Source organism: Streptomyces sp. NPDC005752, from assembly GCF_040630715.1.
Lineage (GTDB): Bacteria > Actinomycetota > Actinomycetes > Streptomycetales > Streptomycetaceae > Streptomyces.
Genome location: NZ_JBEXYB010000012.1, coordinates 169,000 through 191,926, shown reverse-complemented (window position 1 = coordinate 191,926; position 22,927 = coordinate 169,000). Strand labels below are relative to the sequence as shown.

The following is a 22,927-nucleotide window of genomic DNA, read 5'->3' as shown; positions in this document are numbered from 1 at the left end:
CCCCGCGCTCGCCGAGGACTGCTCGGCGCTGACGCCGCACGTGGCGGCGCTGTACGAGGCGGACCGGCTGGCCGACGGACCCGCCGGCCGACCTACTGGCGGTGATGCCGATGCGGCAGTACGGGGAGATACGTACGGCGGCGCGGGGATGTTCGACGGGGCGGGAAAACGGTGGCGCGCCATCGATTCCCGCCCCCGTGGATCAGCGGCGGAGGGCCGGGTGGTCGGCGACGACCGTGCAGGAGCCCGGGGCGACCTCGGTGAATCCTGCGTCCCGCACCACCGGCAGACCGCTCGCGGTGAGGGCGCGCCAGTGGGCGGCGTCCGGCGTGGCGACGGCGAGCGGGAACCCGGCCTCGCGCCAGGCCTTGCGCTCCGTGTCCGACAGCTCCCACCAGGCGAGCTGCGCGCCGTGACCGGTCTGCGCCATCGCCTTGCCCGCCGACATGGCGACGTCCGGGTTCATCCAGAGCACCGGACCGGCCGGATCGGGCGCGGCCGGGGCCTCCGGGTCGTCCAGGTCCGTGCCCGACACCTGGAGCTTCGCCAGCTCCTTGGGCCAGCCGTCCAGGGGAACCGGCGGGAACACCCTGACCTCGGCGTGCTCGCCCGTGACCGTGATCCCGGGCAGCGCGGACGCCTTGCGCCACTCCGCGCCGCGCGCCCGCCGCACCACCTTGCGGATACGGGCGTCCTGCCAGTCGCGCACGGCCTGCGCCCACTCGCCTTCGGTCCCGCCCTCGTCCTCGCCGAGCGAGCGCGGGTCCGAGAGGATCGTGAGCACCGCACGGGCGGCGGTCACCAGGGCGTCGTTGCGCGCCGGGGGATCGGTCTTCTCGAGGTGCACCACCAGCGGCAGAACGAACTGCGGGGCTTCGTCACGGGGCGTCGGCTCCACACGGAAAGGGCTCTCGGCGGATGCCTCCGGCGCTGCGGGAAGGGGCTCGGGAATGCTGTCGCTGCTCACGCACCCCAGTCTGCCAGGACCTCGGACGACCCGTTTCTTGGCGGAACGGAGGGCTCCGGGTGAGGATGCACGGCATGAAGAGCGACCTCTTTTCCAGTGAGCACATGGCGCAGCCGGCCACCGCCCCGGGCATGACCCTGCAGAACGCCAAATCCATCAAGTACGCCGTCAACGGTGAGATGCACGCGCGTCAGGGATCGATGATCGCCTTCCGGGGCAGTCTCCAGTTCGAGCGCAAGGGCCAGGGCATCGGCGGCATGCTGAAGCGCGCGGTGACCGGCGAGGGGCTCGCCCTGATGGCGGTCACGGGCCAGGGCGAGGCGTGGTTCGCCCACGAGGCGGCCAACTGTTTCATCGTGGAGATGGAGCAGGGCGACGTCCTCACCATCAACGGCCGCAACGTCCTGTGCTTCGACGCGAGCCTGTCCTACGAGATCAAGACCGTGAAGGGGGCCGGCATGACCGGTGGCGGCCTCTTCAACAGCGTTTTCAGCGGATACGGCAAACTCGGTCTGATCTGCGAGGGCCAGCCCATAGTGATCCCCGTCTCCGCCCAGCAGCCGGTGTACGTCGACACGGACGCGGTCGTCGGCTGGAGCGCCCAGCTCTCCACCACGCTGCACCGCTCGCAGAGCTTCGGCTCGATGGTGCGCGGCGGTTCCGGCGAGGCGGTCCAGCTGATGCTCCAGGGCGAGGGATTCGTGATCGTACGTCCCAGCGAGCTCAAGCCGGAGAAGACCTCGTCCAGTTGATGTCGAGGGGCGGGGCCACCGGTACGGCCCGCGCCGCCCCTGGGCGCCGGGGGCGGGCAGGGGAGTGGCCGGCACGGTTCGGGGCCGCCGTGCACGCCCCGTGCACCCCTCGCGGAGCCGTCCCGGGGCACCGGCCGGGAGGCCGCCGTCGCGCCCGCAGTCCTGGCGCAGCCGGACCTCCTCGTCCTTGGCGAGGCACGGACCGGACTCGCCGCAGCGGCCCGTGACGAACCGAGCCGTGCCGTCGCCGAGCGGATCGCCGACGACGGTCGCCGCTCCGCGCGAGTGAGTACGCTCGTGCGCATGGACGATGCGTACTGCGAGACGCCCGCGCCGGCCCCCGGACCCGTGGACGCGGGTCCGCCCTACGCCGAGTGCGTGCTGTGCCGGAAGCCGACCGAGTACCCGGAGTCGACGAAGGGCAGCACGCTCTGCCCGGTCTGTGCCTGGCAGGAGGCCGGCCGCAACGCCTGTTCCGGCTGACGGGGACGGGGCGTGCTCAGCCGCGCATCAGCTCGGAGACCTTGACGAAGCGGTAGCCCCGCTCGTGCAGCTCCGGGACGATCCGGCGGACCGCCTCATCGGTGACGGGCGCCGCGCTGCGGGTGCAGTGCAGGACCACCAGCGACCCCGGCTCCACCCCTTCCAGCACCTGCTCGGCCACCGCGTCCGCGTCCGTGGCGAAGGCGTCCCCGCTGACCACGTCCCACTGGACCGCGGTCACCCCGGTCGGGGCCAGTGCCTTCAGGGCAACGTCGTCGTAGCAGCCGCCGGGGAAGCGGAAGTACGGCACGACATTGCGCGCCCCCGTCGCGCGGATCGCCGCGAAGGCCCGCTCCACCTCGCGGCGCATGTCCGTCTTCTCGACGGCCGGCAGCCCGTAGCAGGGGGAGGAGAAGGCGTGGTGGCTGAACGAGTGGTTGGCGATCTCGAACAGGGGATCGGTGCCGATGGCGCGGGCCTGGGCCGGATACTCCTGCGCCCATCTGCCGGTCATGAAGACCGTCGACGGGACCCTCAGCCGGCGTAGCGACGTGATCAGCCCGGGATTGTCGAAGTGCTCGCCGCCGGCGGCCCGTGGCCCCTGGTCCGCCGTCATGTCCGCGTCGAAGGTGAGCGCCACGACCTTGTCGGCGGCGCCTGCCCCTTTCCGGGCGGCGGAGCCGGCGGCCCGTCGTTCGAAGACCGGCGTGAGCCCGCCGGGACCCGGGGCCAGGACGGGCGGATCGCTCTCCGGGACCCGCGACGGGGACGCTGCCCCCGTCGCGGGTCCCTCGGAGGCCGTCGGACGTACGGCGGTCCTTGTGCGGGTGGCCTCAGGGCCTCCGCAGCCGGCGAGGACCCCACTCAGAACAGTCAGAACGATCATCGTACGAACGGAATTGATCACTGACGGACGCTAGCTGATGGTTCTTCAGACAATACTCACGGCGCTCCGGCCGTCCGGTCGCCGGACGGCCGGAATCACCCGCCTGCTCGTGTCCCGGTCAGCGCCAGGGACCCGTCACCGCGAACGTCGTCCCCGGCGTGTAGCAGTTCACGAACATCGTCCCGCCGTCCGGTGAGAACGTGACGCCGGCGAACTCGCCCCATTCCGGCTCCTCGGCCGTTCCGATGTTCTGCCGCCCGCGCGCCATCGCGTAGACCTCGCCGCGACGCGTCACCCCGAGTACGTGCTGCGCGCCGCCCCCGTCCTCACAGACCATCAGCCCGCCGCCTGCGGCGAGGCAGATGTTGTCCGGGGACTCACCCGGCAACTGGATGTCGGTGTCCGGACCGAAGACGATCACCAGGGTGAGCCGCCGCCGCTTCGGTTCGTAGCGCCACACCTGGCCGAAGTGGTCGGCGGCCGAACCCTCGGCGCTGTGCGCGAAGCTGGAGACGAAGTAGACCGACGAACCGCCCCAGTAGCAGCCCTCCAGCTTCTGGGCGTGCGTGATGCCCTTGGGTCCGAAGTCCTGCAGCCGGATCGGCGTCTCGGCCGCCAGCGGATCCGGGACGGGGACCCACTCGACCCGGTCGAAGCTCGCACCCGTCTCCTGGATCGCGGAGAGGTCGGGTACGCCGGGGACCCGCATGGCCTCGAGCGCGCCGCCGGCCCGCAGGGAACCGGTCCCGCCGAGCGGCTTCTCGGGGAGGAAGCGGTAGAAGAGTCCGAACGGCCTGTCGAACGCGTCCTCGGTCTCGTACACGATGCCGGTCCGCGGGTCGACCGCGATGGCCTCGTGCTGGAAGCGGCCCATCGCGGTCAGGGGGACCGCCCCGGTGCGGCGCGGATCCGCGCCGTCCACCTCGAAGATGAAGCCGTGGTCCTTGGTGTAGCCGTTGGTGCCGGCCTTGTCCTCGGTCTCCTCGCAGGTCAGCCACGTGTTCCACGGTGTGGGGCCACCCGCGCAGTTGACGGCCGTACCCGCGATGGCGACACGCTCGCCGCGGACGTTGCCGCGGCCGTCGATCTCGAGTGACGTACAGCCGCCCTTGCCCATGGGGTCGTAGGTCAGGCCCTCGACCGTGGGCACACCGATCTTTCCGGTCACGCGGTTCTCGTGGTTGCGCACGAGGTGGACCCGGCCGTTACGCCCGGCGAAGGCGGCCATACCGTCGTGATTACTGGGGACCTGGCCCTCGCCCGAGCGGAGTGGGTCGCCCTCCCGGGAGAGCACCCGATAGCGGAAACCTTTCGGCAGATCGAGCAGGCCGTCCGGGTCCGGCACGAGGGGACCGTAGCCGCTGTGACCCCGGGCCTCTGCGGTGCCGGAGAAGAGTTCGGTGAAGGCCCCGGTGAAAGCGACGGAGGCCGCGGCCGCGGCGCTCCCGGCCAGGACCTGACGTCGTGTGGCGAGCGGTCGGGGTGCTGATGACATGAGGCAACTCCCTGTTGGCGGACAGGTGAAGTGACCCGCATGTGTGTAGCACGCAACGCGCCGCGGGGGAACCATGCGAGCCACGATGCCCCCTGTGTCCCCGGGGCGGAAGAGGCCCCGGGGACGGCAGGTGTCAGGCCAGTGACGCGGTGAGCGTGATGGTGGTGCCCGAGAGCGCCTGGCTGACCGGGCAGTTCGCCTTGGCGTCCTCCGCTGCCTTCACGAAGCCCGCCTCGTCCAGACCCGGTACCTCGCCCTCCACCGTGATGTGGATGCCGGTGATGCCGGTGCCCGGCTGGAAGGTGACCTCCGCCTGGGTGTTCAGCCGGGTGGGCGGGGTGCCCCCCGTGGCCAGGCCGTTGGAGAGGGCCATCGAGAAGCAGCTGGAGTGCGCTGCCGCGATGAGCTCCTCGGGGCTGGTCTTGCCGTTCGCCTTCTCCGCGCGGGACGGCCAGGAGACCGGGTACTCCCCGATTCCGGAGGAGTCGAGGGTGACGACGCCGCTGCCCTCGAGCAGGTTGCCTTCCCAGACCGTGTGCGCCTGACGCGTGGTAGCCATGCTGGATCCCTTCAAACGGTGTGCGCGGTCATACGGACGTACGCGGCACCCGGAGGCACCCGCACGTCCTTCAACCCCCGAACCTACTGCGCCACCAGTCCCTTTGCGTCACGCGCCAGCGCCGTCAGCCGCGAGATGGCCCGGAAGTACTTCTTCCGGTACCCGCCGTTCAGCATCTCGTCACTGAACAGCCGGTCGAAGGGCAGGCCGGAGGCGAGCACCGGGACCTCACGGTCGTACAGCCGGTCCGCCAGTACCACCAGACGCAGCGCCGTCGACTGGTCGGGCACCGGCTGCACATCGGTCAGGCAGACCGCCGTGATCCCGTCCGTCAGCGCGCCGTACCGGCTCGGATGGACCCGGGCGAGATGGTCGAGCAGCGCCGGGAAGTCGTCGAGCGCTGCTCCGGGAGTCGCGTACGCGGCCCTGGTGACCTGGTCGTCGGAGTACGGCGGCGGCGCCTCGGGCAGTCCCCGGTGGCGGTAGTCCTCGCCGTCGATCCGCAGCGGCCGGAAGTGCGAGGACAGCCCCTGGATCTCGCGGAGGAAGTCGACTGCCGCGAATCGGCCCTCACCGAGCTTGCCGGGCAGCGTGTTCGACGTGGCGGCCAGCGCGACCCCCGCATCGACGAGCCTGCTGAGCAGCGACGACACCAGGACGGTGTCGCCCGGGTCGTCCAGCTCGAACTCGTCGATGCAGAGCAGCCGGTGCCCGCCCAGGGTCTGCACGGTCTGCTGGAAGCCCAGCGCACCGACCAGGTTCGTCAGCTCGACGAAGGTGCCGAAGGCCTTGAGCGAGCGGTCCGCGGGGGTCGCGTGCCAGAGCGAGGCCAGCAGATGGGTCTTGCCGACGCCGTATCCACCGTCGAGATACACGCCGCGGGGCCCGGCGGGCGCCGCGGCGGGCTTCCTGCCGAACCACCTGCGCCTGCCGGCTCCCACCGCGTGCGCCCCGCCGAGCCCGGCCGCGAAGGAGCTGAGGACGTGGATCGCCTCGGTCTGGCTCGGCTGGTTCGGGTCGGGGACGTACGTATCGAAGCGCACCGAGTCGAAGCGGGGCGGCGGCACCATCTCGGCGACCAGACGGTCGGCGGGGACGCGCGGCTCGAGGGCGCACAGTGACTGCGGGGCCGTTTCGGCTATGGGGCTATGCCCCGGCACGGCTGTGGAGGACGACACAACTCTCCACCTTAAGGGCCGTGCCAGACTGCTGCGCATGCGACGCCTGCTCCCTGTGACGGACCTGACAACCCCGGCCGCTGCCGCCGACCGCGAGTGGACGCTCGACGAGCTGGCGGACGCCTACGCGTATCCCGACGGCGGCCGTCCCTGGCTCCGCGCCAACATGGTCTCCACCCTGGACGGCGCCGCCCAGCACGACGGCCGCTCCCAGGGCATCTCGTGCCCCGCCGACATGCGGATCTTCGGAACCCTGCGAGGCCTGGCCGACGCGGTCGTCGTCGGCGCCGAGACGGTCCGCCAGGAGGGCTACCGGCCCGCGCGGGCCCGTGAGGCCTTCGCCGTCCGGCGCGAGGCTGCCGGGCAGGGACCCGCCCCGGCCATCGCGGTGGTCAGCGCGAGCCTGGACCTGGACTTCTCCCTTCCGCTCTTCGTCTCGCCACTGGTCCCGACGCTCGTGCTCACCGGAGCCGCGGCGCCCTCGGACCGGGTCCGTGCCGCGCGGGAGGCGGGAGCGCAGGTGCTGGTCGCCGGGGACGGCGCCGGCGTCGACCCGGCGCGCGCGGTGGGGGAACTGGCCGCACGGGGCCTCACCCGGCTCCTCACCGAGGGCGGGCCGCGCCTGCTCGGCCAGTTCGTGGCGGCCGGCGTGCTGGACGAGCTCTGCCTGACCCTGTCCCCGCTGCTCACCGCCGGAGGCGCACAGCGCATCGCGGGCGGGCCCGCCGTCCCGGTGCCGGAACGTTTCGCTCTCGTCTCGCTGCTGGAGGAGACAGGATTCCTCTTCACCCGGTACGGGAAGATCTGACACTTAGCGGAATTACCCGTTCCGGTTGGCTTCGGGTGGGCACACTTAGTCCTGCTACCCCCGTGCAATGGCGGGGAAGGATGGTTTCGGCAACAACGGTCGTCCCCATGGCCGACGAGATGAAGCGGAAGGGCGCCTGCCGTGTTCACAAGCGTTTTGATGATCGAGAAGCCCCTCACCCCCGAGGACGTGGACTTCGTCACCACCCTCCACGGTGAGGAGCGGATCTCGTTCGTCGTACTGATGCAGCCCCGCAGTGACCAGGCCGACGTACTGCTGCGCGCGATCGACGACGTCGCGATCGGTGAGCTCCGGGAAGCCGTCCGCGAGGGTGACCGGCCGGAGGGCAAGGAAGCCCGCGAGCCCGCCGAGATGGCGCTGGAGTACTCGCTCCGGGAGCTGCGCGAGGCCGGCTCCGAAGCCGTCGGGGAGGTGGTCGAGGACCATCCTCTGGACAAGCTGAAGACCGTGGTCGAGGACTCCGGGGCCGACGAGGTCATCGTCCTGACCGCGCCGCACTACGTCGAGGAGTTCTTCCACCGCGACTGGGCCTCCCGGGCGCGCCACAAGGTCGGCGTACCGGTGCTCAAGCTCTTCGCGCACAGCGAATAGGCTGTGGCGGACCCAGAACCACCTCACAGCTCGGGAGAGAGACGTATGGCACCCGGTATTCCTGCCGCCCTGGAACGGCCGCACTTCATCGGCATCGGCGGCGCCGGAATGTCGGGCATCGCGAAGATCCTCGCCCAGCGTGGCGCGAAGGTGGCGGGCAGCGACGCCAAGGAGTCCGCGACCGCCGAGGCCCTGCGCGCGCTCGGAGCCACCGTCCACATCGGGCATGCCGCCGGGCACCTTGCCGACGACGCGACCTCCGTGGTCGTCTCCAGCGCCATCCGCGCCGACAACCCCGAGCTGGTCCGCGCCGCCGAGCTGGACATCCCCGTGGTGCACCGCTCCGACGCGCTCGCCTCCCTGATGGAGGGCCTGCGCGCCATCGCGGTCGCCGGCACGCACGGCAAGACCACCACCACGTCGATGCTCGCCGTCGCCCTGTCCGAGCTGGCGCTCGACCCCTCGTACGCCATCGGCGGCGACCTGGAGGGTCCCGGCACCAACGCCACGCACGGCCACGGCGACATCTTCGTCGCCGAGGCCGACGAGAGCGACCGGAGCTTCCAGAAGTACGCCCCCGAGGTCGCGATCGTCCTCAACGTCGAGCTGGACCACCACGCGAACTACGCGTCGATGGACGAGATCTACGAGTCCTTCGAGACCTTCGTCGGCAAGGTCGTCCCCGGCGGCACCCTGGTCATCGCCGCCGACCAGTCCGGGGCCGTGGAGCTGACCCGCCGGGTCCGCGAACTGTCCTCCCTCACCGTCGTCACCTACGGCGAGTCCGAGGGCGCGGACGTCCGCGTCCACAAGGTCACCCCGCGCGGACTGACCAGCGAGGTCACGGTCGTCCTCAACGGGAAGTACCTCACCTTCACGGTCTCCGTGCCCGGCCGCCACTACGCGCACAACGCGGTCGCCGCCCTCGCGGCCGGTGTCGCCCTCGGTATCCCGGCGCACAACCTGGCCTCCGCCCTCGGTAAGTACACCGGGGTCAAGCGCCGCCTCCAGCTCAAGGGCGAGGCGGCCGGCGTCCAGGTCATCGACTCGTACGCGCACCACCCCACGGAGATGACCGCCGACCTGGAGGCCATGCGCGGAGCGGCGACCGGTGCCCGCCTCCTGGTGGTCTTCCAGCCCCATCTCTTCTCCCGCACACAGGAGCTCGGCACGGAGATGGGCCAGGCCCTCGCTCTCGCCGACGCCTCGCTGGTCCTGGACATCTACCCGGCCAGGGAGGATCCGGTCCCGGGCGTCACGAGCGCACTGATCATCGACGCCGCGAAGACAGCGGGCGCCGATGTGACGGCCGTCCACGACAAGGCGGACGTCCCCGCCGCCGTCGCGGGAATGGCGAAGCCCAGCGATCTGGTTCTCACCATGGGAGCGGGCGATGTCACCGACCTCGGCCCGCAGATCCTGGACCACCTGTCGAGCTGAGGGAGCCACCGTGTCGTACGACGTCGAGAAGCCGGACGAGCAGTGGCGGGCGGAACTGTCGCCCGCCGAGTACGCGGTGCTGCGCAAGGCCGGAACCGAGCCCGCCTTCGTGGGTGAGTACACCGACACCAGGACGGCGGGCGTCTACTCCTGCCGTGCCTGCGGTGCGGAGCTGTTCCGCTCCGACACCAAATTCGAGTCGCACTGCGGCTGGCCGTCCTTCTACGACCCGAAGGACACCGACGCGGTCGAGCTGATCGTGGACAACAGCCTCGGTATGACCCGCACCGAGGTGCGCTGCGCGCGCTGCGGCTCGCACCTGGGGCATGTCTTCGAGGGCGAGGGCTATCCCACGCCCACGGACCAGCGCTACTGCATCAACTCGATCTCGCTGACGCTGGCGCCGGACGGGAGCTGACTGCCCGGTCCGTCCGCCGGGCCGGCCCGCGCGGACGGCCGCCCGTCAGGAGATGTGCTCCTGGCGGGCGTTCCGGGCGTTCCGGGCGTTCCGGGCGGTACGGCCCGGTGCCGCGGGCCCCGTGGCCCGCGGCACCGGCGTACTCACGTCTTCACGAGCTCCGCCGGATCCCGCTGCACGGGGATCTCCCGCTGCAGCCGCTCGCCCTCGATGTCGAGGTCGGGCAGGATCCGGTCGACCGGGCGCGGAAGCCACCAGGCCGCGCGTCCCAGAAGGTGCATGACGGCCGGGACCAGGGCCATGCGGACGACGAAGGCGTCGACGAGCACGCCGATCGCCAGGGCGAATCCGATGGACTTGATGATCGGGTCGGGCATGAACACGAATCCGCCGAAGACGGCGGTCATGATCACCGCCGCGGCCGTGACCACGCGCGCGTTGTGGCCGACCCCGCTGACGACGGCCTCACGGGCGTCGGTGCCGTGGACGAAGTCCTCCCGCATCCGCGAGACGAGGAAGACCTCGTAGTCCATGGCCAGCCCGAAGAGGATGCCGATCAGGAGGATGGGCAGGAAGCTGACCAGCGGTCCGGGGGTGTCGAGGCCGACCAGATCCGCCAGGTGGCCTTCCTGGAAGATGGCGACGGTGATCCCGAAGGTGGCGCCGATGGTCAGCAGGAAGCCCAGCGCCGCCTTGAGCGGCACCAGGATCGACCGGAAGACGAGCATCAGCAGCAGGACGGACAGCCCGACCACCAGCAGGAGATAGACCGGCAGCGCGGCGGCGAGCTTCTCGGAGACGTCGATGCCGACGGCGGTGGCACCGGTCAGGGAGATGTCGGCGCCCTCGACCACCGTCACCCGGGCGCGGATCTCGTTGACGGTGCCCTCGGTCGCCGCTGCGGTCGGCCCCGTCTCGGGGATCACCGCCAGGAGGGCGGTGGTGCCCTTCTCGTTCAGCTGCGGGGCGGCGACGGCCAGCACTCCGTCGGTGTCCATGATGAGCGCGGCCGTCTCCTTGGCCGCCGCACCGGTCGCCTGCGCGGTATCACCGGACACGACGGCCACCAGGCGGCCGTTGAAGCCCTCGCCGAACCCCTCGGTGGTCAGGTCGTAGGCCTCGCGGTTGGGTGACCCGACCGCCTCGGTGCTCGCGTCGGGCAGCGCCAGACGCATGTCCTGCACGGGCAGGGCCAGGGCGCCGAGGCCGGCCACCCCGAGAATCAGGAGGGGGACGCGCAGCCGTGCCACGATCCGGCCCCATCGGAAACCGAATCCCGCCCCGGACTCCATGGGAGCGGCAGCGGAGGCATGGTCCCTGGTCCGCTGCTTCCGGGGCAGGACGCGGTTGCCCGCGAATCCGAGGACGGCCGGCAGGAGTGTGAGGGACACCAGCACCGCGAGAGCGACCGTGGCCGCGGCGGCCAGGCCCATGACCGTGAGGAAGGGGACGCCGGCGACGGCGAGCCCGGCCAGCGCGATCACGACGGTGGCGCCCGCGAAGACGACGGCCGAACCGGCGGTTCCGGCCGCCCGCCCGGCTGCTTCCTCCCCGTCCATGCCCTCCGAGAGATAGTGGCGGTAGCGGGAGGTGATGAAGAGGGCGTAGTCGATGCCGACGGCCAGGCCCAGCATGAGCGCGAGGATGGGTGCGGTGCTGGTCAGCTCGACAGTGCTGCTGAGGGCGAACAGCCCGGCCATGCCGGCGCCGACGCCGACCAGGGCGTTCAGCAGCGTCATGCCCGCCGCCACCAGGGAACCGAAGGTGAGGACCAGCACGAGAGCGGCGACCGCGACACCGATGATCTCGGTCGAGCCGACCTCCGGGACGCCCCGCATGATCTCGCCGCCGTGTTCGACGCGCAGGTCGGGTACGGACGCGCCCGCCTCCGAGAACGCCTCCCGCTGCGCGTCGGTGATGCCGTCCACACCCGACTTGAACTGCACCTGGATCAGGGCGTAGCGGCCGTCCTGCGACACGGCCTTGGACACGAAGGGATCCATGGCCGCGAGGACGCCGGGAACCTCCCCGGCCTCAGCGGTCACGGGGGCCACGGACGAGGGCGTGAGCTTCCCGCCCTCGGGCGCGGCCACGACTATGGTCCCCGTCGCGCCACTCGCCTGCGGGAACTCCCGTGCGAGCGAGTCCAGGGCCTTCTGGGACTCGGTGCCTGGGATCGAGAACTTGCTGGTGGTGGGGCCCATGAAGGCTGCGGCGCCCCCTCCCAGCAGTGCGAGCAGCAGGAGCCAGAGGGCGAGGACACGGCCTCGGCGGCGGAAGGACAGCCGGCCTAGCCGGTACAGCAGGATTGCCATGCGAAAGAGGCGTCTTTCTCTTCGGACGGGGCGACTTCCGTCAGCCGGTCGGACGGCCGAGGGTTCTCAGTGCTCCCTGGACCATTTCGGTACGCATCGTGCCGGGGTCGACATCCACGTCGGCAGCGACCGTGACAGCCACGCCGCCGATCACCATCTGCGCCATGATCCGGGCACGCGGTTCCTGCGAACGTCCGGCCAGCGCATCCGCGAGCCGGTCGATCGCCCGGGGGATGACGGCGAGCGCCGGATGACCGAGCATGTCGGGCAGCTCGGCGAAGATGATCTTCACCTCCAGGTGGAAGCGCATCGCCAGGCCGACGAAGCCGGTCACCGCCGGCTCGACGGCCTGCTCGCCGTTCAGGGCCTCCAGTTCCTCGTTCATGGCGGTGAGGCTCTGCGCCGGCGGAGTCAGCAGTTCGGCGAGGATCGCGTCCTTACCGGCGAAGTGGTACAGCAGGGAGGCTTTGGAGCAGTGGGCCTCGACTGCGATGTCGTGCAGCGAGGTCCCCTTGAAACCGTGCTCGGCGAAGAGGCTCAGTGCGGCATCGAGGATCTGACGGCGCATCGCGGAAGGCGGGCGTGGCATGGGTTCACCATAGTTGACCGATCGGTCAGACCTGACCGATCGGTCAGGGTTCGTCCGTGACGCCCGTCACCCCCGCCTCGCGGTCCCGGCCGGCCCGCTGCCGGTATGGCCCATTGGCCCGGGGGTGAGGTTCGCGCCTGACGTCGACCGTGTTTCGCCTCGGCGGGGGGCGGGATGAGGGGTCCGGCCGTGTGTCCATCGCGATCGCCGCAGGCTGCGACGCCGCCGGATCAAGCTCGTCGACGGCACCGCCGGATCAAGCTGGTCGACGGCGCCGTGCGAGTGCTGAGAGGCGGGAGCGCCGCACGTGCCGTAGCAGGGCGACGTGTCGGGGGAGAGCATCGGCTGCGCGCGCTGCGGGAGGGCAGGCCCCGGCGCACACTGCCAGCCACCCGGCCGGCAGGAAACGATCAGATTCCGGCGAGGGATCCTCGCGCACCGCCCCAGCAGTCAGATCGGGGAGATCTGCAGGATGAACGCGACAGAACCGGCGCAGAGCAAGATCGCCGCCTTCGTGATCCCATGATCACGCGCCCGCCGGACCCTGCTGGTCACTGGTCCTGGTCGGACTCCGCGCCCACCTCGGCCCGCAGCAGCGGGTGCACCACCCCGGGGAAGACCCGGGCCCGTACGACCTCCTCGGCCGCGCCGCCCTGAACCACGGTCTCGGCCACGCCCCAGGGGCGTCCTGCCAGGTGGACGGTCAGCGTGTACGACGCCGGACAGCCCATGCACTCGTAGCGGTCCGCCCAGGTCTCCACGTCCGTGACACTGCCCGGGTAGCGCTTCACGTGCCGGTGCCGGGCGTGGCAGTGGCCGCAGGTCTCCCCGGGCTCGCAGGTGCCACCGCACGGGCAGGGCACGTCCAGCGAGTCGGCGGGCTGCCAGCGCTGGATCAACCGGGCGTCGCGGGTGGCACCCATGTCCTTCATCGCCTTCAGGTTCCGTGCGGCGACGTTGTAGGACTCGCCCGTCGCGGCCATCCGGTCCCGGATCACGTCCTTGCGCCCGCGGTTCGTCGTCATGTCTTCCTCCTGGGTGTACGCAGCCCGCCAGGAGGCCCACGAAATCGTCCTCCCTACGGTACCTGCCGCTCCGCACCCGCGGTCCCGGTCACGCCGCCCGGCGGAAGACCGGCCTGCCGGGACGCCGGGTACGGCTCTCGGACGGGCCGCCCTCTCGGTCGCGACTCCACCGTTCCGGCCCGGACCGTGACGGGCGGAGCCGAGTGGCCGGCGGACGCCGAAGCGGAATCCGGGGCCACGGAGAACGCCGCCGCCGGTTCGGACGGCCGGACGGCGGGGCAGGACGACGAGGGACAGCCCGAGAACTGACACAGCACCTGGGTAAAGGAGCACCACGATGGCAACGCCTCTGTCCGCCGACAAACTGCTCAAGGCCCTACGGGACGAGGGTCTGCATGTCGTCGAGCACCGGAGCTGGCGCACGCACAACCGCAACCACAAGGGCTCGTGGGGGCCCGTGCACGGGGTGATGATCCATCACACCGTGACCTCGGGCACCCAGAGCTCCGTCGAACTCTGCTACAACGGCCACTCGAGCCTCCCGGGCCCGTTGTGCCACGGGGTGATCGCCAAGGACGGCTCGGTCCACCTGGTCGGCCACGGCCGCGCCAACCACGCCGGACTCGGGGACGACGACGTCCTGCGCGCGGTGATCAACGAAACGTCCCTGCCCGCCGACAACGAGGCCAACACCGACGGAAACCGTTCCTTCTACGGCTTCGAGTGCATCAACCTCGGTGACGGCAAGGACCCCTGGCCGGCAGCCCAGCTGGTGGCCATCGAGAAGGCGGCAGCGGCGATCTGCCGGGCCCACGGCTGGAACCAGCGCTCGGTGATCGGCCACAAGGAGTGGCAGCCGGGGAAGATCGACCCGCGCGGCTTCACGATGGACTCGATGCGCGGCAGGGTCAAGACACGTCTCGGAGACGAGCCGGACGGCCCGTCGAAGCCGCCCGCCCCCAAGCCCCCGGCGAAGTACGAGCCGTTCCCCGGAGCCGCGTACTTCCGGGTCGGACGGCACAGCGCCGTCATCACGGCAATGGGGAAGAGACTGGTGGCCGAAGGCTGCGGAAGGTACGAGGTCGGCCCCGGCCCGGACTGGTCCGAGGCGGACCGCAAGTCGTACGCCGCATGGCAGCGCAAACTGGGTTACTCGGGGAGCGGCGCGGACGGCATCCCGGGCAAGGCCAGTTGGGACAAACTGAAGGTTCCCAACGTCTGAACCGGTGGTGCGACGCCGGTGCGGCGGTCCCCGCCTCGTACCGCGGAGGCGTGGACCGCCACCCCCGGCCGCCCCACGCTCACCCCCGGCGCACCCGCCCGACGATCCTTCTGCCGAGGCGCCCGATCGAGCGCGACGGCCGGTTCCAGGCGCGGAACGCATCGAGGGTGCGACTGCTCCCCCCGCGCTCCACGGCCTCCTCCACCGCGGCGAGCTCCTCGGCGGAGAGCGCGCGCACCGCGGGACGCAGCACCTCCTCCAGCAGGCCGGTCCGGGTCGTGGTCCAGTCGCCGCCCGCGTGCGGGTGGGCGTTCCACACGACGAAGCAGTCCGCCACGTACGCGGGGTCCGCCCGCAGCAGTGCCGGGACCCCGTCGCGGCGGGCTGCCCGGCCGTACGCCGCGATCAGTTCCGCGTCCCCGCTGTGCACGAACGCGTACAGCTCCTCCCCGGGCCGGCCCGAGGCGAGGAGCCGCTCGGCCAGGGCCGCGAAGGCGTGCTCCAGGGCCGTGGGCGCGGCGGGTTCGGCACGGCTGCGCAGCGTCCTGGCACGGTCCGCCCAACCGGGTTCGGCCGTCCCGGAGCGCATCTCGCGCGCGAAGTCCAGCAGCAACAGGCAGGCGCGCACCCGGGATCCGAGCTCCTGGGGGAAAGAGCGCAGCAGCTCGTGGGCGAGCTCGGGGGCGTCCTCGTCGGCGGACGGGGCGGCGAGCGCGGCATCGACCAGCTGCGCCCAGGTGCCGGCCGTCCGGTGAGCGTCGGACGTGGTCTCGCCCAGCAGCGAACGGGCTTCGCCTGCCGTCGGGGTCTCCTTCCCCCACACCAGGCCGACAGCGGTCCTCAGCACGAGGGGCTCGGCGAACGGGGACATGCCCGCCGCGCGCAGCACCGTGTGCAGGGTCGCCACCCGGTCCGCGCCCCGCGCCCTGGCGCCGGGTGCCTCGGCGCACATCCTCAGATGCGGCAGGGACTGCGTCCCGGTGAACGGCAGGGCCACCCGGATCAGCAGCCCTTCCGTGCCCGCCGGGTGGTCCGGGGCGAGCCGGTCCAGTTCGCCCAGGAGCGCCGTACGGATGTCGAACTGCTCGTCCAGCAGGTCCGGCAGCGCACGGCACGCGCCCGCCTCCGGGTCGTCGAGCAGCGCACGGGCCAGCCGGCCCACGACGCCGGGAAGCAGTTCCGCGCAGTCGACGCCGAGCAGCCGGACGATCCGCAGCAGCTGCACGGTCCGCGCGACGCCCCGGGGCGCCCCGGAGGCAAGCTCGGCCAGCAGTTCGTCGCCGAGTTCCTCGACCAGCCCGGCCCGTGCGCGCTCCCCGTCGGCCTCCTCGAACGCCGAACGCGCCGGCGGCTCCAGGGCCACATCGCCGCCACGCACGGCCTCCGTCACCAGCAGGGCGGCCAGCGGTGCGGTGACCGAGGCGGGGCAGCGGCCGTCGAGCGCCGTCAGCAGCCGGAGTGCCGCGGCGCACTCCGCGGCCGTACGGTCGTCGGCGGGCGCGGTCAGCGCGTCGGTCAGCTGCCTGGTGCGCTTCTCGTCCAGCGCGTAGGGGCGCTCGGCCGCCCAGTCGGCCGCCGCGGCCCGCCCGTCGGACCCGAGGACGATGCCGGCCCCGAGCGCGGTGACGGCGAGCGGTCCCGCGGCGAACGGCTCGCCCGGCAGTTCCGCCGCGTCCCGGAAGAGTTCGGGGGACCGGTTGCGCCAGATCCGGGCGGCGGTCCCCGCCCAGGCGTCGTCCGTGGTCCCGGAGGGGCGCGGGCCCGCGGCGGAGTGCACGCGGAACCGCGGGTCACGGGCGTCCGGAGCGTCCTCGGGAAGGACGCCGACGACCTGGTGCGTGGTGCGTCCCGGATGTCGGGTGTACGTGGTGAACGTCAGACGCTCGGCGTGCTCCCGGGGCAGTACGGCGACGGCCAGCGCGACCCAGCGGGCCACGTCCGCGCTCTGCCGCTCGACGAGCACGACGGGGGGCGCGGCCGGGTCCTCGCTCACGCGGCGCAGATCACTGAGGACGGCGGCGAGCCACGGACTTCGGGACACCGCGAAGTCGCCCAGCCCTTCACGGGTGAGCCCGCGTGAGGGACCGTGCGCGGTGGACATCGAGGTCAACGGATCGGGCAGCGTGCGGTCCGGCGTCGTGGAGAGCCACCCCGCGGCGCCCCACGCGGCGACCGGGAGGATCCGGCCGGGTATCGGCGTACCGGGCAGGAGGTGCACGGCGTGCGCGTGGAATCCGCCCGCGCCCGTGGCCACCGTACGGCTCAGCAGGTGGCTTCCGTCGGACAGCGCGGCGAAGCCGAACGCCACGGGGAGCGAACGGCTCCGGGCATCGGTGAGCCCGTCGGCCGTCCCCTCCGGAGCCTCGTAGGCCAGGAGCGGTGCGGCCTCCGCGCGCACCGGCCCGGCTATCGCGGGGTCCACGGCGGTGAACCGGCCGGCGGGCACCCCGTCCCCGGACGTCACGGAGGTGTAGTGCAACTGCGGGAGGCTCATGCGTAGGCCCTCATCGTCCCTGCCACGTGCGTCCCCGTCACACGCACCGGCCGCCGCTCGCCGCCCTGTCGGTGCGGCCCGGCCCGGCGGAGCGACGACCCCGGCGGGGAGCTTTCCGTAGTCGTGCGGGCGACGCTATCAAGCCCTGACGCGCTGTTGGGCCGCAAGCTGTTCGGGGACGTTCTAGGTTGGCCCCATGACCGAAGTGACGCTTTCCGCAGGAGTGGTCGAGTACGAGGACACGGGTGGCGACGGGCCCGTGGTGGTCCTCCTCCACGGAGTGGCGATGAACGGTTCGCTCTGGCGCCACGTCGTCTCCGGCCTGCGCCCCGATTTCCGCTGCGTCGTACCCACGCTCCCGCTGGGCGGCCACCGCAGACCGATGCGCCCCGACGCCGATCTGACGGTCCTCGGAGTCGCCCACCTGGTGGCGGAGTTCCTGGACGAGCTGGATCTGGACGACGTGACCCTGGTGATGAGCGACTGGGGCGGGGCCCAGGCACTCGTCGCGGAGGGCAGGGACCGGCGTATCGGCAGGCTGGTGATCACGTCCTGCGAGGCGTTCGACAACTTCCCGCCCGGCCTGCCCGGCCGCAATCTGTACGCCGCGGCGAAGGCACCTGGTGGACTGCGGCTCGCCTTCGCCCTGCTCAAGCTGAAGCCCGTGCGCCGGCTTCCCATGACCTGGGGGTGGATGAGCAGGCGGCCCGTCCCGCACGACGTGATGGACGACTGGTTCCGCCCCCTGTGGACGTCCGCCGCGATCCGGAGGGACCTGCGGGCGTACGTGCTCGGGGTACCGCCCCGGGACGAACTCCTGGCGTGGGCACAGGCGTTGCGCACGTTCGACCGGCCCGCGCTCGTCGTCTGGGCCGCCGAGGACAAGGTCATGCCGCCCGCGCACGGCCGGCGGCTTGCGGACCTGCTGCCCGAGGGCGAACTCGTGGAGATCGCCGACAGCTACACCCTCATCCCCGAGGACCAGCCGCAACGGCTGACCGAGGCCATCCGGGCGTTCGTCCCGCTGCCGTGACGAAGCCCGGCCGGCCGGTGACGAGGAACGGCGGCCACGTCGCGGCATACGAGGAATCGACGTACGGGGCCGTCATCCTGAGGGTCGCCGCAGCCTGGAGCAACATTCCGACGGGTGGTCAGCCGAGGCCGGTGCGCCGGTGAGGGCGACGCCCGACGTGAATCCGGCGCGAACCGGCAGGGGAACCGGGTGGTATATGTGCGGGTGGACAGCCCGAGGCACCGCGCAGACGGTCGAGAGAAGGACCATGGACAAGCCGACGCACCTGATCGAGTTCGAGACGATGCTCCTCGGGCGGCACCTCCAGCCGAGCGCATCCCGTTCGAGACGCGCCGGCGAACGGCTCGACCGCAGCGCGTACACCCTGCTGAGCCGGATCAGGATGGAGGGCCCCATGTCCATCGGACAGCTCAGCGACGCCTTCGGTCTCGACGCCTCCACCCTGAACCGCCAGACCGCCGCAATGCTGCGGGCCGGCCTGGTCGAACGCATCCCGGATCCCGGCGGCGGCATCGCCCGTAAGTTCCGCATCACCGGTGCGGGCGAGACCGGCCTCGACACGGAACGCGAACACAACATCAGCGGTCTGGACCGGGTCATGGCCGACTGGTCAGCCGACGAGGTCACAGTTCTCGCCGCGTACCTCAAGCGCCTCAACAGCGACATCGAGAACCTCGACGGACGGTCCTGGCCCCGGCCGGCGCACGAGGCATGACGCGAGGCGGAGGCCCCGGGGCGGGCCGTGGCCTGAAGCTGATCTACGGCTGTGCTTAAGAAATCCTCGATGGACCTGAGGCCCCCGTTGCGGCACATTTCTCCGTGACGGCAGAGAGCGGTGACAGGCGGTCCGCCTGGTCCCGTCCGCCGTTTTCCCCCGCAACCCCGGGCCGCAGGCCGTCCTCGGCATGCCCGGGACCGGGGCGTCCGCCACGTACCACGTACAGGGAGCCGCAGCCGTGAAGGCACTCGTGAAGCACAAGGCCGAGCCGGGACTGTGGCTGATGGACGTGCCGGAGCCGGAGACCGGCCCCGGGGACGTGCTGATCAAGGTCCTGCGCACCGGGATCTGCGGCACCGACCTGCACATCCGCGACTACGACGGCTGGGCGCAGCAGGCCGTGCGCACACCGCTCGTCCTGGGCCACGAGTTCGTCGGCGAGGTCGCCGGGATCGGCGCGGACGTCGTCGACATCAAGATCGGCGACCTGGTCAGCGGCGAGGGCCACCTGGTCTGCGGCAAGTGCCGCAACTGTCTCGCAGGACGCCGCCATCTCTGCCGCTCCACCCTCGGGCTGGGCGTCGGCCGTGACGGGGCCTTCGCCGAGTACCTCGCGCTGCCCGCGTCGAACGTCTGGGTGCACCGCGACAAGGTCGACCTCGACATCGCCGCGATCTTCGACCCGTTCGGCAACGCGGTGCACACCGCGCTGTCCTTCCCGCTGGTCGGCGAGGACGTACTGATCACCGGCGCGGGCCCGATCGGCATCATGGCCGCCGCCGTCGCGCGCCACGCGGGCGCCCGCAACGTCGTCATCACCGACGTCAGCGAGGCGCGGCTGGAGCTCGCCAGGAAGGTCGGGGTGGACCTCGCCCTCAACGTCGGCACCGAGACCATCGCCGACGGCCAGCGCCACCTCAACCTGCGCGAGGGCTTCGACATCGGCCTCGAGATGTCGGGACGCCCCGAGGCCATGCGCGACATGATCGCGAACATGACCCACGGCGGCCGGATCGCGATGCTCGGACTTCCCGCGGCCGAGTTCCCCGTCGACTGGTCCCGCGTCGTGACCTCGATGCTCACGATCAAGGGCATCTACGGCCGCGAGATGTACGAGACCTGGTACGCCATGTCCGTGCTCCTGGAGGGCGGTCTCGACCTCGCCCCCGTGATCACCGGCCGGTACGGCTTCCGCGACTTCGAAGCCGCCTTCGACGACGCCGCGAGCGGTCTCGGCGGCAAGGTACTGCTCGACTGGGCCTCCTGAAGCTCCTCGTACGCACCCCCGTAATCACCTGGGAGACATCCTCAATGTTCGATTCCGTACGCGACGACCTGCGCACGACCCTCGACGAGATCCGCGAAGCGGGACTTCAGAAGCCCGAGCGGGTCATCGGCACCCCGCAGTCCGCCACCGTCGCCGTCACCTCCGGCGGCCGCGCCGGTGAGGTCCTCAACTTCTGCGCCAACAACTACCTGGGCCTCGCCGACCATCCCGAGGTCGTCGCCGCCGCCCACGAGGCCCTGGACCGCTGGGGCTACGGGCTCGCGTCCGTCCGCTTCATCTGCGGCACCCAGGAGGTCCACAAGGAGCTGGAGCAGCGGCTCTCGGCCTTCCTCGGCCAGGAGGACACGATCCTCTACTCCTCCTGCTTCGACGCCAACGGCGGAGTCTTCGAGACGCTGCTGGGCCCCGAGGACGCGGTGATCTCCGACGCCCTCAACCACGCCTCCATCATCGACGGCATCCGCCTCTCCAAGGCCAAGCGCTACCGCTACGCCAACCGCGACATGGCCGACCTCGAGCAGCAGCTCAAGGAGGCCTCCGGTGCCCGGCGCCGGCTCGTCGTCACCGACGGTGTCTTCTCGATGGACGGATACGTCGCCCCGCTCGCCGAGATCTGCGACCTCGCCGACCGCTACGGCGCCATGGTCATGGTCGACGACTCGCACGCCGTCGGATTCGTCGGACCCGGCGGCCGGGGAACCCCCGAGCTGCACGGCGTCATGGACCGCGTCGACATCATCACCGGCACGCTCGGCAAGGCCCTGGGCGGCGCGTCGGGCGGCTACGTCGCGGCACGCGCCGAGATCGTGGCCCTGCTGCGCCAGCGCTCGCGCCCGTACCTCTTCTCCAACTCGCTCGCCCCGGTCATCGCCGCCGCCTCCCTCAAGGTCATCGACCTGCTGGAGTCCGCGGGCGACCTGCGTGAGCGGCTCGACGCCAACACCGCGCTCTTCCGCTCCCGGATGACCGAGGAGGGCTTCGACATCCTGCCCGGCGACCACGCCATCGCCCCCGTGATGATCGGGGACGCGGGGAAGGCGGGCCGGATGGCGGAGCTGCTCCTGGAGAGGGGCGTCTACGTGATCGGGTTCTCCTACCCCGTCGTCCCGCAGGGAGCCGCCCGCATCCGCGTCCAGCTCTCCGCCGCCCACTCCATTGACGACGTCAACCGCGCCGTCGACGCGTTCGTCGACGCGCGGAAGGCGCTGGAGGCGTAACAACTCCCGCGACCAGGGACAATGGGCGCATGATCGATGCACGGCGGCTGCGTATCCTCCGTGCGGTGGCCGACCACCGCACGGTGACCGCCGCGGCCGCCGCGCTGTATCTGACCCCGTCCGCGGTCTCCCAGCAGCTCGCCGCCCTGGAGCAGGAGACGGGCCACCGGCTCGTCGAGCGCGGTGCGCGCGGTGCGCGGCTGACGGCGGCGGGCGACATCCTGCTGACCCACGCCAACGCGGTGCTCGCGCAGCTGGAGCGCGCCGAGGCGGAGCTCGCCGACTACGGCGCGGGTGTGGCGGGCACCGTCACCGTCGCCGCGTTCGCGACCGGCATCGGCCTCGTCCTCGCCCCCGCGATCGCCGAGCTGTCGCGCACCGCACCCGGCATCCGGGTGCGGGTGCAGGACGCCGAGGGCGACGCCAGCGTGCCGATGGTGCTGGACCGGCAGGTCGACGTCGCCGTCGCCGTCGAATACCGTGGCGCGCCCGGTGACGACGACCGGCGGCTGACCCGGGTGCCCCTGTACAGCGAGCCCTTCGACGCGGTGCTGCCGGTCGGCCACCGTCTGGCGGGCCAGGACCACGTCGCCGTCGCCGATCTCGCCAAGGACGCGTGGATCGGCCCGTACCCCGGCAACCCCTGCCACGACGTGGTGGTCCTGGCCTGCGAGTACGCCGGCTTCGAGCCCCTGCTCGAGCACTCCTCGGACGACTTCCACGCCGTGGTCGCCCTGGCCGGGGCGGGTGCGGGGGTGGCACTGGTACCCCGCTCGGCGCTGCGGGACACGGGGCTCGGCGGCGTCGTCGTACGGCCGGTCGAGGGAGCCGCCCCGACCCGGCGGGTCTTCGCCGCGGTGCGGCAGGGTGCCGAGGGGCACCCGCTCATCAAGCCGGTCCTGGACGCGCTGCGCACGGCGGCCGGGCCCGTGTGACACCCGGGGGCCGGCGGTCACGCCGGCTGCAGCAGGTCCCACCGGTTGCCGTACAGGTCCTCGAAGACGGCGACGGAGCCGTACGTCTCGTGGCGCGGCTCCTCCAGGAAGCGGACGCCGGCGGCCAGCATCCGCTCGTGGTCACCCGCGAAGTCCTCCGTGTACAGGAAGAACCCGACCCTGCCGCCCGTCTGCGCACCGACGCTCGCGCGCTGGGCCTCGTCCTTGGCGCGAGCCAGCAGCAGGCCGGTCCCCGCCGTGCCACGCGGCCGTACGACGACCCAACGGGACCCGTCGCCCCGGTCCGTGTCCTCCACCAGCTCGAATCCGAGGGCGTCGGTGTAGAAGGAGAGCGCCTCGTCGTAGTCGCGGACGACCAGGGTGACCAGAGCGATGTGGGACATGGGGATCCTCGTCCTTGGCAGTTTTCCCGACAGCACGGGCCATGGGGTAGTTATACGTAACACTAACGCGGTCCCGCTTGCCCGGGGAC

General features: G+C 71.7%; 23 protein-coding genes and 1 pseudogene. 14 read left to right on the top strand and 10 right to left on the bottom strand.

The genetic code is table 11. The features are described from left to right. Nucleotides 1–85: pseudogene (locus ABZ441_RS13190) on the top strand (GntR family transcriptional regulator); the annotation flags it as partial. Nucleotides 86–202: 117 nt separating this feature from the next. On the opposite strand, the gene ABZ441_RS13185 reads toward ABZ441_RS13190, so the two are convergent. After that, on the bottom strand, nucleotides 203–967 hold the full coding sequence (locus ABZ441_RS13185; protein WP_358972037.1) for an aminoacyl-tRNA hydrolase: 765 nt from the start codon (nucleotides 965–967) through the stop codon (nucleotides 203–205). Nucleotides 968–1,041: 74 nt separating this feature from the next. Here ABZ441_RS13185 and ABZ441_RS13180 point away from each other — a divergent pair, with 74 nt between their 5' ends. Together ABZ441_RS13180 and ABZ441_RS13175 are read left to right on the top strand one after the other, a co-directional pair. Beyond that, nucleotides 1,042–1,719: an AIM24 family protein gene (locus ABZ441_RS13180; RefSeq protein ID WP_358972034.1), complete on the top strand. Its 678-nt coding sequence runs from the start codon at nucleotides 1,042–1,044 to the stop codon at nucleotides 1,717–1,719. A gap of 303 nt (nucleotides 1,720–2,022) precedes the next feature. Next, complete coding sequence (locus tag ABZ441_RS13175) at nucleotides 2,023–2,202, top strand: hypothetical protein (RefSeq protein WP_358972031.1); 180 nt, start codon at nucleotides 2,023–2,025, stop codon at nucleotides 2,200–2,202. 16 nt (nucleotides 2,203–2,218) lie between these two features. Here ABZ441_RS13175 and ABZ441_RS13170 read toward each other — a convergent pair whose 3' ends face one another. The 4 genes from ABZ441_RS13170 to zapE all read right to left on the bottom strand — a co-directional run bounded on the left by ABZ441_RS13170 (nucleotide 2,219) and on the right by zapE (nucleotide 6,320). Beyond that, a complete protein-coding gene (locus tag ABZ441_RS13170) occupies nucleotides 2,219–3,088 on the bottom strand; it encodes a polysaccharide deacetylase family protein (protein ID WP_358972029.1) in 870 nt (289 codons plus the stop codon). A gap of 118 nt (nucleotides 3,089–3,206) precedes the next feature. After that, nucleotides 3,207–4,583, bottom strand: a complete 1,377-nt coding sequence (locus ABZ441_RS13165) for a PhoX family protein (RefSeq protein WP_358972027.1) — start codon at nucleotides 4,581–4,583, stop codon at nucleotides 3,207–3,209. 133 nt (nucleotides 4,584–4,716) lie between these two features. Further along, complete coding sequence (locus ABZ441_RS13160; RefSeq protein WP_205022201.1) at nucleotides 4,717–5,142, bottom strand: OsmC family protein; 426 nt, start codon at nucleotides 5,140–5,142, stop codon at nucleotides 4,717–4,719. An 83-nt stretch (nucleotides 5,143–5,225) separates the two neighbouring features. Then, entirely contained in the window at nucleotides 5,226–6,320 is a 1,095-nt protein-coding gene (zapE, locus tag ABZ441_RS13155) for a cell division protein ZapE (protein ID WP_358972024.1), read from the bottom strand. Nucleotides 6,321–6,357: 37 nt separating this feature from the next. Between zapE and ABZ441_RS13150 the strand changes: the two genes are divergently transcribed. The 4 genes from ABZ441_RS13150 to msrB all read left to right on the top strand — a co-directional run bounded on the left by ABZ441_RS13150 (nucleotide 6,358) and on the right by msrB (nucleotide 9,598). Then, nucleotides 6,358–7,128 carry a pyrimidine reductase family protein gene (locus ABZ441_RS13150; protein WP_358972022.1) on the top strand — a complete coding sequence of 257 codons (771 nt, stop codon included), beginning with the start codon at nucleotides 6,358–6,360 and terminating at the stop codon, nucleotides 7,126–7,128. Between the two features lie 159 nt (nucleotides 7,129–7,287). Then, nucleotides 7,288–7,740, top strand: a complete 453-nt coding sequence (locus ABZ441_RS13145; RefSeq protein ID WP_358972019.1) for an indole-3-glycerol phosphate synthase — start codon at nucleotides 7,288–7,290, stop codon at nucleotides 7,738–7,740. A 45-nt stretch (nucleotides 7,741–7,785) separates the two neighbouring features. Continuing rightward, complete coding sequence (murC, locus tag ABZ441_RS13140) at nucleotides 7,786–9,180, top strand: UDP-N-acetylmuramate--L-alanine ligase (protein ID WP_358972016.1); 1,395 nt, start codon at nucleotides 7,786–7,788, stop codon at nucleotides 9,178–9,180. Between the two features lie 10 nt (nucleotides 9,181–9,190). Further along, nucleotides 9,191–9,598: a peptide-methionine (R)-S-oxide reductase MsrB gene (gene msrB / locus ABZ441_RS13135; protein ID WP_358972014.1), complete on the top strand. Its 408-nt coding sequence runs from the start codon at nucleotides 9,191–9,193 to the stop codon at nucleotides 9,596–9,598. 143 nt (nucleotides 9,599–9,741) lie between these two features. On the opposite strand, the gene ABZ441_RS13130 is transcribed toward msrB, so the two are convergent. The 3 genes from ABZ441_RS13130 to ABZ441_RS13120 all read right to left on the bottom strand — a co-directional run bounded on the left by ABZ441_RS13130 (nucleotide 9,742) and on the right by ABZ441_RS13120 (nucleotide 13,527). Then, on the bottom strand, nucleotides 9,742–11,913 hold the full coding sequence (locus ABZ441_RS13130) for an MMPL family transporter (protein WP_358972011.1): 2,172 nt from the start codon (nucleotides 11,911–11,913) through the stop codon (nucleotides 9,742–9,744). A gap of 40 nt (nucleotides 11,914–11,953) precedes the next feature. Then, on the bottom strand, nucleotides 11,954–12,502 hold the full coding sequence (locus tag ABZ441_RS13125) for a helix-turn-helix domain-containing protein (RefSeq protein WP_358972008.1): 549 nt from the start codon (nucleotides 12,500–12,502) through the stop codon (nucleotides 11,954–11,956). 551 nt (nucleotides 12,503–13,053) lie between these two features. Next, nucleotides 13,054–13,527, bottom strand: coding sequence for a hypothetical protein (locus ABZ441_RS13120; protein WP_358972005.1), 474 nt, complete (start codon nucleotides 13,525–13,527; stop codon nucleotides 13,054–13,056). A 186-nt stretch (nucleotides 13,528–13,713) separates the two neighbouring features. Here ABZ441_RS13120 and ABZ441_RS13115 point away from each other — a divergent pair, with 186 nt between their 5' ends. Both ABZ441_RS13115 and ABZ441_RS13110 read left to right on the top strand, forming a co-directional pair. After that, complete coding sequence (locus ABZ441_RS13115) at nucleotides 13,714–13,836, top strand: hypothetical protein (protein ID WP_358972002.1); 123 nt, start codon at nucleotides 13,714–13,716, stop codon at nucleotides 13,834–13,836. A 28-nt stretch (nucleotides 13,837–13,864) separates the two neighbouring features. Next, complete coding sequence (locus tag ABZ441_RS13110) at nucleotides 13,865–14,749, top strand: peptidoglycan-binding protein (RefSeq protein ID WP_358971999.1); 885 nt, start codon at nucleotides 13,865–13,867, stop codon at nucleotides 14,747–14,749. A 79-nt stretch (nucleotides 14,750–14,828) separates the two neighbouring features. Here the strand turns inward: ABZ441_RS13110 and ABZ441_RS13105 are convergent, their stop codons facing one another. Further along, the gene (locus ABZ441_RS13105; protein ID WP_358971996.1) at nucleotides 14,829–17,243 is read right to left on the bottom strand and encodes a GTPase-associated protein 1-related protein; all 2,415 of its coding nucleotides are present in this window, start codon (nucleotides 17,241–17,243) and stop codon (nucleotides 14,829–14,831) included. 196 nt (nucleotides 17,244–17,439) lie between these two features. Here ABZ441_RS13105 and ABZ441_RS13100 point away from each other — a divergent pair, with 196 nt between their 5' ends. From ABZ441_RS13100 to ABZ441_RS13080, 5 genes are all read left to right on the top strand, one after another. Continuing rightward, on the top strand, nucleotides 17,440–18,276 hold the full coding sequence (locus tag ABZ441_RS13100; RefSeq protein WP_358971994.1) for an alpha/beta fold hydrolase: 837 nt from the start codon (nucleotides 17,440–17,442) through the stop codon (nucleotides 18,274–18,276). 247 nt (nucleotides 18,277–18,523) lie between these two features. Beyond that, nucleotides 18,524–18,991, top strand: a complete 468-nt coding sequence (locus ABZ441_RS13095) for a MarR family transcriptional regulator (protein ID WP_358971991.1) — start codon at nucleotides 18,524–18,526, stop codon at nucleotides 18,989–18,991. Nucleotides 18,992–19,232: 241 nt separating this feature from the next. Then, the gene (tdh, locus tag ABZ441_RS13090; RefSeq protein ID WP_358971989.1) at nucleotides 19,233–20,261 is read left to right on the top strand and encodes an L-threonine 3-dehydrogenase; all 1,029 of its coding nucleotides are present in this window, start codon (nucleotides 19,233–19,235) and stop codon (nucleotides 20,259–20,261) included. Between the two features lie 44 nt (nucleotides 20,262–20,305). Beyond that, nucleotides 20,306–21,499 carry a glycine C-acetyltransferase gene (locus ABZ441_RS13085; protein ID WP_358971985.1) on the top strand — a complete coding sequence of 398 codons (1,194 nt, stop codon included), beginning with the start codon at nucleotides 20,306–20,308 and terminating at the stop codon, nucleotides 21,497–21,499. A 29-nt stretch (nucleotides 21,500–21,528) separates the two neighbouring features. Further along, a complete protein-coding gene (locus tag ABZ441_RS13080) occupies nucleotides 21,529–22,434 on the top strand; it encodes a LysR family transcriptional regulator (protein WP_358971982.1) in 906 nt (301 codons plus the stop codon). Between the two features lie 17 nt (nucleotides 22,435–22,451). On the opposite strand, the gene ABZ441_RS13075 is transcribed toward ABZ441_RS13080, so the two are convergent. Beyond that, on the bottom strand, nucleotides 22,452–22,838 hold the full coding sequence (locus ABZ441_RS13075) for a VOC family protein (protein ID WP_358971979.1): 387 nt from the start codon (nucleotides 22,836–22,838) through the stop codon (nucleotides 22,452–22,454). Between the last annotated feature and the right edge of the window lie 89 nt (nucleotides 22,839–22,927).

Coding starts and splice junctions, on each gene's coding strand:
- ABZ441_RS13180 (WP_358972034.1), top strand. CDS start 1,042: ATGAAGAGCGACCTCTTTTCCAGTGAGCACATGGCGCAGCCGGCCACC.
- ABZ441_RS13175 (WP_358972031.1), top strand. CDS start 2,023: ATGGACGATGCGTACTGCGAGACGCCCGCGCCGGCCCCCGGACCCGTG.
- ABZ441_RS13170 (WP_358972029.1), bottom strand. CDS start 3,088: ATGATCGTTCTGACTGTTCTGAGTGGGGTCCTCGCCGGCTGCGGAGGC.
- ABZ441_RS13165 (WP_358972027.1), bottom strand. CDS start 4,583: ATGTCATCAGCACCCCGACCGCTCGCCACACGACGTCAGGTCCTGGCC.
- ABZ441_RS13160 (WP_205022201.1), bottom strand. CDS start 5,142: ATGGCTACCACGCGTCAGGCGCACACGGTCTGGGAAGGCAACCTGCTC.
- ABZ441_RS13150 (WP_358972022.1), top strand. CDS start 6,358: ATGCGACGCCTGCTCCCTGTGACGGACCTGACAACCCCGGCCGCTGCC.
- ABZ441_RS13145 (WP_358972019.1), top strand. CDS start 7,288: ATGATCGAGAAGCCCCTCACCCCCGAGGACGTGGACTTCGTCACCACC.
- murC (WP_358972016.1), top strand. CDS start 7,786: ATGGCACCCGGTATTCCTGCCGCCCTGGAACGGCCGCACTTCATCGGC.
- ABZ441_RS13130 (WP_358972011.1), bottom strand. CDS start 11,913: ATGGCAATCCTGCTGTACCGGCTAGGCCGGCTGTCCTTCCGCCGCCGA.
- ABZ441_RS13125 (WP_358972008.1), bottom strand. CDS start 12,502: ATGCCACGCCCGCCTTCCGCGATGCGCCGTCAGATCCTCGATGCCGCA.
- ABZ441_RS13120 (WP_358972005.1), bottom strand. CDS start 13,527: ATGACGACGAACCGCGGGCGCAAGGACGTGATCCGGGACCGGATGGCC.
- ABZ441_RS13110 (WP_358971999.1), top strand. CDS start 13,865: ATGGCAACGCCTCTGTCCGCCGACAAACTGCTCAAGGCCCTACGGGAC.
- ABZ441_RS13105 (WP_358971996.1), bottom strand. CDS start 17,243: ATGAGCCTCCCGCAGTTGCACTACACCTCCGTGACGTCCGGGGACGGG.
- ABZ441_RS13100 (WP_358971994.1), top strand. CDS start 17,440: ATGACCGAAGTGACGCTTTCCGCAGGAGTGGTCGAGTACGAGGACACG.
- ABZ441_RS13095 (WP_358971991.1), top strand. CDS start 18,524: ATGGACAAGCCGACGCACCTGATCGAGTTCGAGACGATGCTCCTCGGG.
- ABZ441_RS13085 (WP_358971985.1), top strand. CDS start 20,306: ATGTTCGATTCCGTACGCGACGACCTGCGCACGACCCTCGACGAGATC.
- ABZ441_RS13080 (WP_358971982.1), top strand. CDS start 21,529: ATGATCGATGCACGGCGGCTGCGTATCCTCCGTGCGGTGGCCGACCAC.
- ABZ441_RS13075 (WP_358971979.1), bottom strand. CDS start 22,838: ATGTCCCACATCGCTCTGGTCACCCTGGTCGTCCGCGACTACGACGAG.